Below are 15,266 nucleotides of genomic sequence, written 5' to 3' on the forward strand. Positions count from 1 at the left end.
CCGGACGCGAAGGGGAGGCCGGAGATCCGGTCTTCCATGGGTAGAGGCCCTGGGCTCCTCGCAGAATGGCCCCGGTGTGGCTGTTCCAAGTGGGCTTCAGACTGCGGTAGTGTAAATCTCGTTGTTTTCGCCGGGATTATTGGCCAGTCCCACTGCGGCTGTAGCTCAATGGTAGAGCGCTAGCTTCCCAAGCTTGATACGCGGGTTCGATTCCCGTCAGCCGCTCCAGTTCGTCCACCGCTCCGCGCCCGCACGACTGCACCGGAGTCGGTTAGGTAGCTACCTGTATCGTCAGGAGTCAGGAACCTCTTCGGTTCCGCTACAGGAGCAATCATGGCTGACAAGTCCCCCCGTCAAGCAGCATCCAAGAAGTCCGGCAAGTCCATCAAGGAAAAGCGCGCTGACAAGAGGGCCGCCGCGGCGCCGCCCAGCTCCCTCGACAAAGTGACCGCCGCCAAGACGGCGAGCCCCAAAAAGAAGTGACCGGTTCCCCGAACCACCTCACCCTCGGTGTCCTGGCCACCACACGCAAGCCGGACGAACGCCGCCTTCCCATCCATCCCCGGCACTTTGAACGCATTGCCCCGGAGCTCAGGCAGCAACTGATCCTGGAAGAAGGCTACGGCGAGCGCTTTGGCGTTTCGGACGCCCACTTGGCCGGTCTCGTGGGCGGCATCGTGCCGCGGGCGCAGCTGTTGGCCGAGGCCGACGTCGTACTGCTGCCCAAGCCGCAGCCGGAGGACCTCGCTGAATTGCGCGACGGGCAGGTCCTCTGGGGCTGGCCGCACTGCGTCCAGGATGCGGCGATCACCCAGCTGGCGATCGACAAGAAGCTCACGCTCATCGCGTTTGAGGCGATGAACCACTGGGCCAGCGACGGCGGCTTCGGCCTGCACGTCTTCCATAAGAACAACGAGTTGGCTGGCTACTGTTCGGTGCTGCATGCCCTGGCCCTGACCGGCACCACGGGGGACTACGGCCGCCGGCTGAGCGCCGTCGTAATCGGTTTCGGCGCCACCGCCCGCGGCGCCGTGACGGCCCTCAACGCCCACGGCGTCCACGACGTGCAGGTGCTGACCAACCGCGGAGTCGCCGCGGTGGGTTCACCCATCCACTCGGTGCGGATCGCGCAGTTCGACCACGACAATGAGGCGCCGTTCCTGAGCGAAGTCATCACCGAACGGGGCCGGGTGCCGCTGGCGCCCTTCCTCGCGGAGAGCGACATCGTGGTCAACTGCACCCTGCAGGACCCGAACGCTCCGCTGACCTACCTGCGCACCGAAGACCTGGACGCTTTCCGGCCGGGCAGCCTGATCGTGGACGTGTCCTGCGACGAAGGCATGGGCTTCAGTTGGGCGAAAACCACCACCTTCACCGAGCCCATGTTTACGGTAGGCGACCACATCGACTACTACGCGGTGGACCACAGCCCGTCCTACCTCTGGAACTCGGCCAGTTCCGAGATCAGCGAGGCGCTGCTGCCGTTCCTGGAGACTGTGCTCGCCGGGCCCGCAGCCTGGGACAGCAACGAAACCATCCGCCGCGCGATTGAAATCCGCGACGGCGTGGTGCTCAACCCGGATGTGCTGGAGTTCCAGCAGCGGCAGTCGGGGTACCCGCACCTGCCCGTGGCCGGCTAGCAGCTTCGCGCCGCACCCGGTTTTCTGCTCCGTTTCCGGACAGCCGCTACGCCGATCCGCGTAGCGGCTGTCCGTTTTCGGCGCGAAAAGTCGTAGCCGGCGCGGAAAGCTTAGGCCGGGACGATCCGGAGCAGGCGCCGCCGGTCCTTCAGGTCCACCTTGAGCGTCAGCTCGCCACGCCGGGCCAGCACGACGGCGACCACCGCGGCCGCCAGCGCGGGCACGCCGCCGGAAACCAGGATCGCCGTGCGGGGATCCAGGTGCTCTGCCAGCCATCCCATCAGCGGGCCGCCGATCGCCTGCCCGCCGATCAGCACCATGATGTACAGGCTCATGACCCGGCCGCGGATTCCCATGTTGGCGCTGACCTGGACGAGCTGGTTGGCCGCGGTGAGGAACATCAGGCACCAGAAGCCGGCCAGCACCATGGCCGCGCCGAACCACTCCTTCGAGGGTGCCGCGGCGGCCAGGCAGAGCATCAGCCCGTACATTCCTGCCCCCAGCATGACCGAGCGCAGCCGGAGCTGCCGGCGCCGGGCGGATGTGATGGCCCCGGCCAGGGCCCCGAGTGCCACCAAAGAGTTGAGCAGCCCGTAGCCGCCCGCACCGGCGTGGTACACGTGGTCGGCGAAGGCCGCCAGCAGCACGGGCAGGCTCATCGCGAACACCGCGACGAAGCCCGCCATCAGCCAGGGCCAGTAGATCGTGGGCTTGGCCAGGGCGTAGCGCAGCCCCTCTTTGAGCATGCCCTTCCGTTTGGCGGCCGGCAGCGTGAGGTGCAGCTCGTCCCTGCGCAGGACCAGGAGCATCGTCAGCGTGGAACAGCACGCCACCGCATTGGCGGCGAACGCCCAGCCGGCCCCCACCGCGCTGAGCAGGACCCCCGCAACGGCCGGGCCGATCAATCCCCCGAGCTGGAAGATGGTGGAGTTCACGCTGATGGCGTTCCGCAGATACGCCGGGCCCACGAGTTCGTTGACGAAGACCTGCCGCGCCGGCTGGTCCAGCACCGTGACCAGACCCAGGACCAGCGCGATCGTGTAGACGTGCCAGACCTCGATCCGCTGCGTCAGGGCCAGGCTTGCGAGGGTTGCCGCCAGGACCGCGGCCGCGCACTGGCACAGCACCAGGATTTTCCGCTTGGCGAAGCGGTCGGCCATCATGCCGCCCCAGGGGCCCAGAAGAAGCGAGGGCAGGAACTGCAGGGCCACGGTGACGCCGACGGCGGTGACGGAACCGGAGAGCTGGAGCACGAGCCAGTCCTGGGCGATCCGTTGCATCCACAGGGCGACCACCGCGATGAAGTGCCCGATCGCGAAAATCCGGAAGTTGCGGACCTTGAGTGAAATGAAGGTGTGCCGCCACGGCAGCCGCTCACTGACGACGCCGACCGGCTGGGTGACAGGTGGCAGCGAGAGCTGCGCGGGGTGGTCATGCTGGGAATCGGCGGCCTGGAGAGGCGGAGGGGGTGGCACGGAAGATCCTCAGGGGAACGGGGCCTACGGGGGTTGGCTTAACGCTAAGCTAGCCGCAATCGATAATGGAAGGCTATTCCGCGCATAACTAGCATCACGAAACGCAATGGACTGGGGGCGATGGTGGACCGAGCAAGAGACGCACTGACCGGGAGGCCGCATGTTTGAACCCGCCCAGCTCCGCTCCTTCCTGGCGGTGGCCGAGACGCTGAGCTTCACGAGGGCGGCAGAACGCCTCGGGCTGGCGCAGCCGACCGTCAGCCAGCACGTCAGGAAACTGGAGGCCGCGGCCAGGCGCACCCTGATAGCCCGCGATACCCGCGATGTGCGCCTGACGGACAACGGCGACGCCATGGCCGGCTTCGCGCGCAGCATCCTTGCCGCCCACGATTCCGCCGCCCGCTACTTCTCCGGATCGGCCATGCGCGGCCGGCTGCGCTTCGGCACAGCGGACGACCTGGCGATCACCGGGCTCCCCCGGATCCTGCGCGAGTTCCGCCAGATCTACCCACAGATCAACCTCGAACTCACGGTGGGCCAAAGCGACCAGCTCTACAAACGGCTCAATGCCGGCCAGCTGGACCTCGTCTTCGTCAAGTGGGTGGCCGGGGCCAAGGACGGCACCGTGGTGCAGCAGGACTCCTTCTCCTGGGTGGGGCTGGAGCAAACTGTCCTGGACCCGGGCAATCCGGTGCCGCTGATCGCCTACCCCGCGCCCAGCCTGAGCAGGAAGCTGGCCATCGACGCCCTCGAAGCCACCGGCCGGACCTGGCGCATCACCTGCACCACCCGGCAGATCAGCGGCGTGCTCGCCGCCGTCCGGGCAGGCATCGGCGTCGCCGTGATGCCGTCCTCTCTGGTTCCGGAGGACCTGAAAATCATCACCCGGCGTTTCGACCTGCCGCCCGTCGGCGACGTCGACTTCACCCTGATTCGCAACCCGCTGGCCAACACGGAGGTCATTGAAGCGCTCACCCAGACCATTGTTGGCCGGGCCCTCAACCGCTCCACCTAGCTCGCCTACCCGGGTACCTACTCAGCCGGGACCCGGTACCTACTCCCAAATTACTCGGCCGGACGGGTCGGTACGCACCCATTGAACACAGGTGGTACTTGCCCTATCCTGACCTTGTTGAAGGTCAAGCAGAGGCCCGCCACTACTATTCGAAAAACGAACGCTCTCCCCTGTCGCTCCGAGCGGCAACGGCGGAAAGCGCTCGGGATAGGCCAGCAATGACGCCAGCCATAAACCACCCCCACCCCACAGTGCGGTCCAGCCGCCCGCTGAATGCCGCCCGGCCCCTGGCGGCAACGGCACGCCTCGAGAGCGTGCCGCACCCCGGCCTCGGCCGGCTCGACCCGCACGCCCCCCTCGCCCGGAGCGACGACGACTTCGTCGGGATCCCCTATTGCGAGCGGTGCGGGACCGACGAGTTTGTGTACCTCGAGACGTTCGTTCCCGCCAAGCACCGCCGGGATGGCTCCGTCAGCAGACTGGGCGAGGTCACCTACTTCTGCTCGGGATGCGAGGACTTCTCAGCGCACGCCGTCCCGGCGTCCTGGGTGCCGCCAGGCTGGTACCTAGGCTGAGAACTGCACCCGGGCTGCTGGAACCGCACGCCCCCTTAAACGGCCATCGCCGCCGCTCCCGCACCCTGGTGCGGTTGCGGCGGCGATGCTGTCTGCCGGGAAACTCTACCTGCCCCGGCGGCGCCACAGCCCGGGAGAACTAGGCCGGGCCCGGAGAGTCAGACCAGCCCGTCCGAGAGGTGGTTGGCGGTGCCGAAGCGGTGCGCCGTGATGCTGACGGCCTGCTCGTGCAGGAACGGCAGCAGCTCCACCCGCCCGGCCTCCGTCACCGGGTGGGAGTAGACGGCCAGGTCGGGACGGCCGCCGGTGGCCTCTGCCAGCGCCTTCGCGTCCCCGCCGATCAGGCGGATCCGCGTCACGGACGGCTTAGCGGCCCCGGCGAGCCGGGCCACGGAGGTCAGCCAGTCGGCGTCGTTCTCCACCGTGATCGCGATGCCCAGGCCGGAGAATACGGCGCGCAACTGGGACGGCAGCTCGACGGCGCTGGTCACCGCGAGCTTTGATCCCGCCTGGACGCCGGCGGCAACGGTCCGGACGAGTTCGCCAAGCGGTTTCCCTTCGGAGAGGCGCACCGTGACCGGCAGCGGGCGGTAGCGGAACACGTTGCGTTCGGCGCTCAACCCGGAGACGTCCTTGGCGGTGCCGAACTCCCCGGCCCAGGCCACGGCATCGGAGGCCAGCGAGCGCTGCAGCGGGGCCAGTTCCTCGGCGGTCAGGAAACCCTTGGCCGCGTCCTCGATCCGGCGGACGCCGGAGTGCAGCGGAGCGGGGGCCACCGCCCCGGTCTCGGCTGCGGTGCTGGGCTTGCTGACCCATTCGCCGAGTCCGGCGAGGTAGTTGGGGCCGCCGGCCTTGGTGCCGGCACCCACTGCGGACTTCTTCCAGCCGCCGAACGGCTGGCGCTGCACGATCGCGCCGGTGATGCCGCGGTTGACGTAGAGGTTTCCGGCCTCGACGGTGTCCAGCCAGAGTGCCAGTTCGTCCGAGTTGAGCGAGTGCAGGCCGGAGGTCAGGCCGTACTCGATCTGGTTCTGGATCGCGATGGCCTCCTCCAGGGTCTCGGCGGTCATGACGCCGAGCACCGGGCCGAAGAACTCGGTGAGGTGGAAGTAGGACCCGCGCCGGACACCGTGGCGCACACCCGGGCTCCAGAGCTTGCCGGAGTCGTCCAGCTGCTTCGGCTCCACGGCCCAGGCTTCACCCTCGCCGAGGGTGGTCAGCGCATTGAGGAGCTTGCCGCTGGCGGGCTCGATAATCGGGCCCATCTGGCTGGCCGGGTCCTCCGGGTAGCCGACCTTGAGCGAGGTCACGGCGTCGATCAGCTGGTTGTGGAAGCGCTTGGACTTCGCGACGGACCCCACGAGGATCACCAGGGACGCCGCGGAGCACTTCTGGCCGGCGTGGCCGAAGGCGGAGTAGGCAACGTCCTTCGCCGCCAGGTCCAGGTCGGCGCTCGGGGTGACGATGATGGCGTTCTTGCCGCTGGTTTCGGCCAGCAGCGGCAGGTCCTTGCGGAAGGAGCGGAACAGTTCGGCCGTCTCGTAACCGCCGGTCAGGATGACGCGGTCCACGGCGGGGTGGGAGATCAGCTGCCGCCCCAGCTCACGCTCGCCCAGTTGCACCATGGTGAGCACGTCGCGCGGTACGCCGGCCTCCCACAGGGCCTCGATCATCACGGCGCCGCTGCGGCGGGCCTGCTTTGCCGGCTTGATGACGACGGCGGACCCGGCGGCGAGTGCCGCGAGGGTGGAACCGGCCGGGATGGCCACCGGGAAGTTCCACGGCGGCGTCACCACCGTCAGCTTCGCCGGCACGAAGGTAGCGCCGTCGACGTCGTCGAGCTTGCGGGCCGACTCGGCGTAGTAGTGCGCGAAGTCCACGGCTTCGCTGACCTCGGGGTCGCCCTGGTCGATCGTCTTGCCGGTTTCGCTGGCCATCACCTCGAGGAGATCGGCGCGGCGGGCTTCGAGCACGTCACCGGCGCGGTGCAGGATCTCGGCCCGCTCGGCGCCGGAGAGGGCGCCCCAGGCCTTGCCCTTCTCAAGGGCGGTATCGATGACGGCGTTGAGCGTTGCCTCGTCGTTGATCGTGGCTGCTTCGACGGCGGCATTGCCCAGGGTCGACGTCGCCACGCGGCCCAGGATGGCACGGCCCCAGTCGCGGTTCGCGGGCAGCGACGGATCGGTATCCGGGGTGTTCTCGAACGAGTCGTGCGGCATCGGCGCGGCCGGAAGGGCGCGGTTCTGCCGGCGGTTGGGGGCCGGGACCTCGTCGTCGAGCTTGGCGAGGGAGGCGAGGAAGCGCTGCTTCTCACGCTCGAAGAGGGATTCGTTTTCGCTGAGCTCGAAGACCGCGGACATGAAGTTGTCCTGGCTGGCGCCCTCTTCGAGGCGGCGGATCAGGTAGGCGATCGCGACGTCGAACTCGGCCGGGTGGACCACCGGCGTGTAGAGCAGGAGCGAGCCGACGTCCTGCTTGACCGCTTCGGCCTGGCCCTGGGCCATGCCGAGCAGCATCTCGAACTCGATACCCTGCTGTGCGGTATCCGCGATGCCGCGCTGCTTGGCCAGCAGCCAGGCGAAGGCGATATCGAAGAGGTTGTGGCCGGCGACGCCGATCCGGATGTTGCGGATCCGGTCCGGGTGCAGCGCGTAGTTGATGACGCGCTTGTAGTTGGTGTCCGAGTCCTGCTTGGTGCTCCAGGTGGCGAGCGGCCAGTCGTGCAGCGAGGCTTCGACCTGTTCCATCGGCAGGTTGGCGCCCTTGACCACGCGGACCTTGATGGCGGCACCGCCGTCGGCGCGCCGGGCGGCAGCCCAGTCCTGGAGGCGGATCATGGCGGCGAGGGCGTCCGGCAGGTACGCCTGGAGCACGATGCCGGCCTCGAGGTTCTTGAACTCGGGCTTGTCCAGGATCCGGGTGAAGACCGCGATGGTCATGTCCAGGTCCTTGTATTCCTCCATGTCCAGGTTGATGAACTTGGCTTTCTGCCCGTCGGTGGCAAAGGATGCGGCGCGGGTGAAGAGCGGGGTGAGCTTTTCGACCACGTGCTCCACGGCCTCGTCGAAGGCCCAGGCGGAGTGCGGGGCCACGGTGGAGGAAACCTTGATCGAGACGTAGTCCACATCGGGCCGGGCAAGCAGGGTGTGCGTGCCTTCGAGCCGGCGGGAGGCCTCGTGTTCGCCAAGCACGGCCTCGCCGAGGAGGTTGACGTTCAGCTTGATGCCGTCCTTGCGGATCTTCGCGATGGCCGGGCCCAGCTTGGCGTCGGTGGCGTCGACGATGAGGTGGCCGACCATTTCGCGGAGCACCCGGCGTGCGATCGGGATGACCACCCGGGGCAGTGCCGGGGCCATCGTTCCGCCGAGGCGGACGGCGCTGCGCATGTACCACGGCAGGAACGCCGGGACTTTGGGGGCGAGGGCGGCGAGGTTGCGGGCGGCGACCTGCAGATCCTCGGGGCGCACGACGCCGTCGACGAATCCGACGGTGAAGTCCAGGCCGTTCGGGTCCTTCAACACACCGGCGAGCTGCGCGGCGGAGGCGTCGACGGGGACCTTGGCTGCCGCCGTGAGCCAGCGGCGGACCAGCGAGATGGCCTCCTCGGCGAGGGCTGCAGCCTCAAGCACGGGCGAGCCTTCCGAAACGGCGGCGTGCGTGGCTCCCTTGCCCGCGTGCGCGCCGGCGTTCAGGCCGGATTCCGTTGAGGTGTTGGTCATGGTGGCACTCGTTCTTTCTCAATATGTGGACCGTTCTTGAATCAGTATGCGACCGGATTTTCATAAGATAAAGCGATGTTTTCCGAGCAATACTGGTTAGGAAAATCGCACGTTCCAGCGCCCCTCCCCCACCTCGGGCACACCAACGGCGAACCCTCCCCCACGAGGTGAGGGAGGGTTCGCCGGAATTGGGCCGGATCTGACGGAGCACCCGGATAAGGGCCGCAGAACGTGAGGGAGCGTAGGCGGTTTAGCCGACGTGGCGGTGCATCTCCACGGCTTCTTCATGCCGCGGGCTGTCCGGGTTCATCAGCGAGTGCTTCCGGCCGTAGCCGAAGTAGATGGCCAGCCCGACGACCAGCCAGACGCCGAACCGGACCCAGGTCTCCCAGTGCAGCTGAAGCATCAGGAACGCGGACGCGAGCATGCCGAAGAGCGGAACCACCGGCATGAAGGGCAGCCGGAAGGTGCGCGGGGCGTCCGGACGCTTGTAGCGGAAGATGATCACGGAGAGGCAGACGACGACGAACGCGGCCAGGATGCCGATGTTCGTCAGGTCGGCCACGGCCTTGATCGGGAAGACGCCGGCCAGCACGGCCGAGGCCACACCCGCGATCCAGGTGACGCGTTGCGGGGTGCCGTGCCGGTCGGTCTTGGCGAACCAGCCCGGCAGCAGCCCGTCGCGGCTCATCGAGAACCAGACGCGGGTGACGCCGAGCAGGAAGGTCAGCATGACGGTCAGGATGGACAGCACGGCGAAGACGGAGATGATCGTGGCGATCACCGGCAGGCCGACGCCGTTGAAGGCGGACGCGAAGCCGGCCTTGGGATCGATGTCCTTGTAGTTCTGCATGCCGGTGAGGACCAGGGTCGCCGCGACGTAGAGGAGCATGGCCACGATCAGGGACAGGATGATCGCCTTCGGCATGTGCTTCTTGCCGTCCGTGGCCTCCTCCGCAGCCGTACTCATCGCGTCGTAGCCGAACACGGCAAAGAACACGGTGGCGGAGCCGGCCAGCACCGGGCCGAAGCCGCTGGGCATGAACGGGTTGTAGTTGTTGGTGTTGATGTAGAAGATGCCCAGGCCGATGATGAACAGGATCAGGACGACCTTGATGGCGACGGCCACGAGCTCGAAGCGCCCGAAGGTCTTGGTGCCGCGGGAGAGGATCCAGGTCACGAGCAGGCAGACGGCAATCGCGGGGAGGTTGACGATACCGCCCTTGCCCTCGTCGAACGTGGAGGTCATCCAGGTCGGCATGTGGATGCCGATGCCGGAGAGAAACGCGTCGAAGTAGCCGGAGATACCAATGGCCACCACCGCCACGATGGCAATGTATTCCAGCAGCAGGTCCCAGCCGATGAACCAGCCGATCACCTCGCCCAGGGCCACGTACCCGTAGGTGTAGGCCGAACCGGCGCGGGGGATCATGCCCGCGAATTCAGCGTAGGACAGGGCGGCGGCCGCGGAGGCCAGGCCGGCGATCAGGAAGGAGAACAGCACGGCGGGGCCGACGCCGGGTTCGCTCTCGCTGCCGTGGGCGACGAGGCCCGCGAGCGAGAAGATGCCGACGCCGATAATGCCGCCGACGCCGATGGCCGTCAGCTGCCAGAGGCCAAGGCTTTTGAACAGGCCGCTGTGCTTGTTCTCTTCTTCGATGTCGTCGATGGGCTTGCGCCGCATGATTGATTTGGTTAAATCTCTGGTGCTCATCAGGGTCTCCTGCTCGGAAGTGGCGCCCATCAATCCACCCTGTGATGGGGGTAACTCAGTGACAACAGTATGCAAGCCCGATTGCATTAGATAAAGTGAATTCTCCTAATCAATAACCATTAGAATTCACAAAGGAATAGCGATGCTCGACGTCCGGCGGCTGCGCCTCTTGCGCGAACTCAAGATCCGGGGCACCCTCGCCGAAGTCGCCGAAGCGTTGCAGTACAGCCCGTCCTCGGTCTCGCAGCAGCTGGCGTTGCTGGAAAAGGAAGCCGGCGTCGAGCTCCTGCGGAAGACGGGCCGCCGGGTGCAACTCACCCCGCAGGCCGAAGTGCTGGTCGCCCATACCGCCCAGCTGCTGGAAACCCTGGAGCAGGCGGAAGCCGACCTCGCAGCCTCGCTGACCACCGTGACCGGAACGGTGCGGATCGCCGTCTTCCAATCCGCGGCCCTGGCCCTGATGCCCGATGCCCTGACCCGGATGTCCGCAAGCTATCCGGAGGTCCGGATCGAGATGATCCAGCGCGAACCCGAAACGGCCCTGCATGAAACCTGGGCGCGGGACTTCGACCTGGTCATCGCCGAGCAGTATCCGGGCCACGCGGCACCCCGCTACGCCGAACTGGACCGGATCCGCCTGACCGGCGATGCGATCCGGCTGGCGGTGCCGCCCGCTTCCCCGGAGCGTCCCGCCGTCACGTGCCTGGCCGACACCGCGGGGATGTCCTGGGTGATGGAACCCCGCGGTGCGGCGTCCCGGCACTGGGCCGAGCAGGCCTGCCGGAGCGCGGGGTTCGAGCCGGACGTGCGCTTTGAAACCGCCGACCTGCAGGCCCAGATCCGGCTGATCGAGTCGGGCAATGCTGTGGCGCTGATGCCGGACCTGGTCTGGACCGGGCGAGGCACGACGGCGCAACTGATCGACCTCCCGGGGGACCCGCACCGCACCGTCTTCACCTCCGTCCGCCGCTCCAGCGCTACGCGCCCGGCCATCCTGGCGGCGCGCGAGGTCCTCGCCGAGACGGCCGCTTCCATCGCCCCCGCGGCCTGACACGGGCCTCCTCGGCGGTGTTTCCTGGCTCACAGCGCGCCGCGTGCGCCGGCGTTAGACTGGTGACGTTATGAATCGCACAATGTTCAAGTCCAAAATCCACCGCGCCACGGTCACCCACGCGGACCTTCACTATGTCGGCTCGGTCACCGTGGACCTGGACCTGCTGGAGGCCGCCGACATCCTGCCAGGGGAACTCGTGGCGATCGTTGATGTCACCAACGGTGCCCGGCTTGAGACGTACACGATCGCCGGCGAGCGCGGCTCCGGTGTCATTGGCATCAATGGCGCGGCCGCTCACCTGATGCACGAAAATGACATCGTCATCCTCATCACCTATGCCCAGATGACCACGCAAGAGGCCAAGGCCTACACCCCCAGGGTGGTCCATGTGGACAAGGACAACAAGGTGGTCCAGATCGGCAGCGACCCCGCGGAGGGCCACACCGCCGGCCTGATGCGCCCGCCGCACGCACTGAACAACGCCGCGCTGAACTAACGCGCCAGCCGCAGACCCCGCCGAAAGTTCCCGGGACGCTCCCGCGCGGACAGGTTCATGTCGCCCCGTTGCCAGCCCAGAAGGGTTGGCGGGAAAAATCTGATTATTGTGGGACGGTGCCTGACACCCTTTGCCCGACCACGCCGTCACGGACTGCCGCATGCTAGGCGTCCTGGCCGGCTTCTTCGTCGTCTGGTTCATCATCCTGGTCGGCATGTTCGTCGGCCGGCGCAACATTCTGGGCGATAACGCCCGCTCCGTCCTGAGCGCGCTGACGTTCTTCGTGGCGAGCCCGGCCCTGCTGTTCGAGACGCTCAGCAAAGCCAGGCTGAACGACGTCTTCGCCGCTCCGCTGCTGGTGACGGCGGTGGGGGCGGTCACGACGGCGGCCATCTACTTCGGCGTCGTGCGCCTTCTGCTGAAGCGCTCCCTGCCCGAAGCCCTGGTCTCCTCCATGAGCGCGTCCCTGGCCAACTCCGCCAACCTTGGCATTCCGATCGCCGTATATGTCCTGGGTGACGCCAGCTATGTGGCGCCCTTGTTGATCTTCCAGCTGGCCTTCTTTACGCCCCTATTCCTCATGCTCCTGGATGCCACCACTAGCGCCCACCGGACAACGCCGCTGAGTTTTGCCCTGATGATCCTGCGGAATCCCATGATCGTTGGCTCCGGGCTCGGGCTGCTGGTGGCCGGGACGGGCTGGGAGGTTCCGCAACTCATCTTGCAGCCCATCCACCTGATCGGAGGCGCCGCGATCCCGGCCATGTTGTTGTCCTTCGGTATGAGCCTGAACGGCTCCCGGCCGCTGCAGGCCTCGGCGGAACGCCGGACCGACACCCTGCTGGCCAGCGGTTTCAAGCTCATCGTCCACCCGCTGCTGGCTTTCCTCTTCGCCCGGTTCGCCCTTGGCCTGCAGGACCAGGCACTCTTCGCCGTGGTGGTGACCTCCGCGTTGCCGACGGCGCAGAACGTCTTTGTGGTGGCCAACCGGTACAGAACCGGGCTCACCGTCGCCAAAGACACCGTGCTGATCACCACCGTGGTGGCCGTCCCCGCGATGATCGGGGTGGCCCTGCTCCTCGCCTGAGAAGCACCCGGCGCGGGCGGACGACGGCGCCCAGCACCTGCGTGATGCGCCGCTCCTTAGCCCGGGGCAGTAGCCACTGAGATGCTGTAGGGCGGCAGCGTTATGGTGGCGTGCCTGTCCGTGCCTACGCTGGTGCTCACCGGCGGGTCATTCGGGTCCGGATACCCTCCGTTGCCCCTGCCGTGTGACGGGTTCCACTTGTACTGCTCGGCCGAGTACTGGTCGAGCTCCAGGCCGCCCTTAACAACCTGGGAATTGCCGTCTTTTTCCTGCATCAGCCGGACGGTGATGGCCCGTTTGGGATCCTTGTTGAACAGGAGCACGCTGAGCTTGCCGTCGGGGCGTCGCACCGTATAGGCAGTGACCAGCTCCTGGCCCTTCGCGTTGCGCACGTCACTGGTGGTCTGGAACATGGTGTGGCTGCCGGTGCCGGCCTCCAGCCAACTGTGGTTCACCAGCCTGGCAGCTTGGTAGGCGGCCACGGGCCGGATTTCCCACTCATCGTAGAACTGGAACAGCATCAGGTTGCCCCGCGTATCGCATTTCTCGCCGACTTCGTCCTGGAACACCCAGTTCGGCTCAATGCCGTAGAAGTAGCTGCTCTCCCCGCCCATCGCCAGGAACATGGCGGACGTTTCCGCGTTGACTATGGCGCCGGGCAGCTCCAGTTCGACCTGTCCGACAAACGAGGAATAGCCGTACTCGGTGATGACCTTGGGAACTTCGGCGGGCAGGCCGGCATCCTCCTCGCGTTTGAGCAGCCGCCTCAGCAACTCCGGGTTCTGCGGCAGAGTCCCGGCGGGGTCGGCACACACATTATCGAAGGGGTACCACTCGAAGGAAAAGAAGTCGAAGTCCGACATTGCGTCGCGGTGCCGCAGGTAGGAAACAAAGCGACCGGTCCAGGACCGGACCCCTTTGTCGTCCGGCCAGTGCACCCAGTCGGGCAGTGTGGTCTGGTAGCCCGGGCCGCCGAACTCCAGGGACGGGTTCACAGCCCGCATGGCCGCGGCCATCTGGACGTACAGCGCCCCGTAGTGCTCCGGCTGGGCGAGCTGACCGTCCGGTTCCTCACCGATCTCAATCCGTTTGATCGGATAGCCGCGCTTACCGAGGTAGCGGGCCAGGGCCGCGGCGTCGTCGGGCGTTCCGTACAGGGCCGGAACCGGGACCATCATGGGCTCGTCCTTGGTAATCCCGCTGGCAAAAAGCCGCTCGAAACTGGCGTGCTCATAATCCTTGTCGATGTCGTCCTTGCTGTGCCACGGGTCCGTCGAGGAGGTCCACATGACCGTTTGCCGTTGGGACGTCCGGTGCCGAACGTGGTCGAGGAACGCACCGCCTTGCTGCTGCCCGATATAGATTTCTCGCACGGCCACCCCCAGCCGGTCGCGAATGTCGCGGGACCCAGCAGGGGCGGTGTTCGAGTCCGCAGTGAACAGGATGCGCACGTATTGGGCGTTTATCGGCGTGGAAGCGATCCGTACCGTCTGGGTCCCCCCGGTTCCCTGCTGCACGGCCTGCGGGAAGTCACGCCAGGTGCCCTTGTCAACGGGGAAGCGCGCGTCGCGGCCGGTCCAGTACTGCACCTTGAACCGGGTGGCGTACGGGGTACCCCAATCGAAGCGGACGGTGTCCATCGGCAGGGCCTGCGGGAACTCAACCATGATCCACTGCGGATTGAGGCTGTCAGGTTCTCCGGTGAAGTGGGCGTCCAGGTAGGGGTTGCTCTTCCAGAAGGTGTCAACGTCGCCGTCGTTCAAGCGGGAGTGGCCGCTGTTCTTTCCTTGATCGATGGTGTTGCCGCGCCGGGGAAGGCGGTAGCCGTACGAGACCCCATAATCTTCCGCGGGCTCGGACGAGGACGTCCAGTACCCCTGCTCCTTGTCCGGCTGGCTCCACGTCCCGTGCGGGTTCCAGTGCCACGCCTTGACGCCCAGTTCGGTGCGCAGCCGGTAACTCACCGGGCCGAATCCGGCTGACTTCATGGCTTGGACATTCGGTGGCGACCACACCCGGTCGATCTCGTTTTCTTCGAGGCCGTCGACGCCGACCCCCATGGCGCGGTGGCCATCGAACTTGTTCACCGGATTGTCCATCTCGATGCTAATGATGCCGTCGGCGTGCGGAAGCGGCTCTGGCCCCGCGCCCCGCATTGCGACGGTCGAACCAAGCCAGAGACCCACCGCAGCGAGGGCCGCCACGGAGATCATGGTTGCACGCCGAGATGGTCGAAGAGTCCGCTTCTTACGCTCGGGGTCAGGCGCCATGGCATCCTCGGGTCCGGTGTTGTCCGTTCAAGGCTCGGGGGAACTTGTTGGGGCAGCCCCGGCCTCATGCCGCGCGCCACCCGCCCCCAAAGGGCATCGCTGTACTGGTTGTTGACGATCAAATCCCAGTGTGCACGGCCGTGCGGGAAATAGCTACGGACTTCTTGCCCTTCCCCGCTGCATGATCGAGCGGTCCCTCGCCCGCCGGGACCCCGGCGTGG

The 15,266-nt window shown here is 66.7% G+C and carries 11 protein-coding genes and 1 tRNA gene; 8 read left to right on the forward strand and 4 right to left on the reverse strand.

Going from position 1 to position 15,266, the window contains the following annotated elements:
- The first annotated feature begins 154 nt into the window (after window positions 1-154).
- The 3 genes from AC1DBL_RS04400 (at window position 155) to AC1DBL_RS04410 (ending at window position 1,640) form a co-directional block, all read left to right on the forward strand.
- Window positions 155-228: transfer RNA gene (locus AC1DBL_RS04400), tRNA-Gly, on the forward strand.
- A gap of 105 nt (window positions 229-333) precedes the next feature.
- A complete protein-coding gene (locus AC1DBL_RS04405) occupies window positions 334-483 on the forward strand; it encodes a hypothetical protein (RefSeq protein WP_441416564.1) in 150 nt (49 codons plus the stop codon).
- On the forward strand, window positions 480-1,640 hold the full coding sequence (locus AC1DBL_RS04410; RefSeq protein WP_441416563.1) for a N(5)-(carboxyethyl)ornithine synthase: 1,161 nt from the start codon (window positions 480-482) through the stop codon (window positions 1,638-1,640). Before AC1DBL_RS04405 ends, AC1DBL_RS04410 begins: the two co-directional genes overlap by 4 nt.
- A gap of 110 nt (window positions 1,641-1,750) precedes the next feature.
- Here AC1DBL_RS04410 and AC1DBL_RS04415 read toward each other — a convergent pair whose 3' ends face one another.
- A complete protein-coding gene (locus AC1DBL_RS04415) occupies window positions 1,751-3,115 on the reverse strand; it encodes an MFS transporter (RefSeq protein WP_476925531.1) in 1,365 nt (454 codons plus the stop codon).
- A 160-nt stretch (window positions 3,116-3,275) separates the two neighbouring features.
- On the opposite strand from AC1DBL_RS04415, the gene AC1DBL_RS04420 reads away from it, so the two are divergent.
- Complete coding sequence (locus tag AC1DBL_RS04420; protein ID WP_441416561.1) at window positions 3,276-4,130, forward strand: LysR substrate-binding domain-containing protein; 855 nt, start codon at window positions 3,276-3,278, stop codon at window positions 4,128-4,130.
- 218 nt (window positions 4,131-4,348) lie between these two features.
- A complete protein-coding gene (locus tag AC1DBL_RS04425) occupies window positions 4,349-4,705 on the forward strand; it encodes a hypothetical protein (protein ID WP_441416560.1) in 357 nt (118 codons plus the stop codon).
- A 158-nt stretch (window positions 4,706-4,863) separates the two neighbouring features.
- Here the strand turns inward: AC1DBL_RS04425 and AC1DBL_RS04430 are convergent, their stop codons facing one another.
- Both AC1DBL_RS04430 and AC1DBL_RS04435 read right to left on the reverse strand, forming a co-directional pair.
- Window positions 4,864-8,424 carry a bifunctional proline dehydrogenase/L-glutamate gamma-semialdehyde dehydrogenase gene (locus tag AC1DBL_RS04430; RefSeq protein WP_476925532.1) on the reverse strand — a complete coding sequence of 1,187 codons (3,561 nt, stop codon included), beginning with the start codon at window positions 8,422-8,424 and terminating at the stop codon, window positions 4,864-4,866.
- Between the two features lie 250 nt (window positions 8,425-8,674).
- Window positions 8,675-10,138, reverse strand: a complete 1,464-nt coding sequence (locus AC1DBL_RS04435) for an amino acid permease (RefSeq protein ID WP_441417821.1) — start codon at window positions 10,136-10,138, stop codon at window positions 8,675-8,677.
- A 142-nt stretch (window positions 10,139-10,280) separates the two neighbouring features.
- Here AC1DBL_RS04435 and AC1DBL_RS04440 point away from each other — a divergent pair, with 142 nt between their 5' ends.
- The 3 genes from AC1DBL_RS04440 to AC1DBL_RS04450 all read left to right on the forward strand — a co-directional run bounded on the left by AC1DBL_RS04440 (window position 10,281) and on the right by AC1DBL_RS04450 (window position 12,775).
- Window positions 10,281-11,189, forward strand: a complete 909-nt coding sequence (locus tag AC1DBL_RS04440; RefSeq protein ID WP_441416558.1) for a LysR substrate-binding domain-containing protein — start codon at window positions 10,281-10,283, stop codon at window positions 11,187-11,189.
- A gap of 70 nt (window positions 11,190-11,259) precedes the next feature.
- Window positions 11,260-11,688: an aspartate 1-decarboxylase gene (gene panD, locus AC1DBL_RS04445; RefSeq protein ID WP_476925533.1), complete on the forward strand. Its 429-nt coding sequence runs from the start codon at window positions 11,260-11,262 to the stop codon at window positions 11,686-11,688.
- A gap of 160 nt (window positions 11,689-11,848) precedes the next feature.
- A complete protein-coding gene (locus tag AC1DBL_RS04450; protein ID WP_476925534.1) occupies window positions 11,849-12,775 on the forward strand; it encodes an AEC family transporter in 927 nt (308 codons plus the stop codon).
- 56 nt (window positions 12,776-12,831) lie between these two features.
- On the opposite strand, the gene AC1DBL_RS04455 is transcribed toward AC1DBL_RS04450, so the two are convergent.
- The gene (locus tag AC1DBL_RS04455) at window positions 12,832-14,988 is read right to left on the reverse strand and encodes a discoidin domain-containing protein (protein ID WP_476925535.1); all 2,157 of its coding nucleotides are present in this window, start codon (window positions 14,986-14,988) and stop codon (window positions 12,832-12,834) included.
- Between the last annotated feature and the right edge of the window lie 278 nt (window positions 14,989-15,266).

It is taken from the genome of Arthrobacter sp. 10T44 (assembly GCF_056393885.1).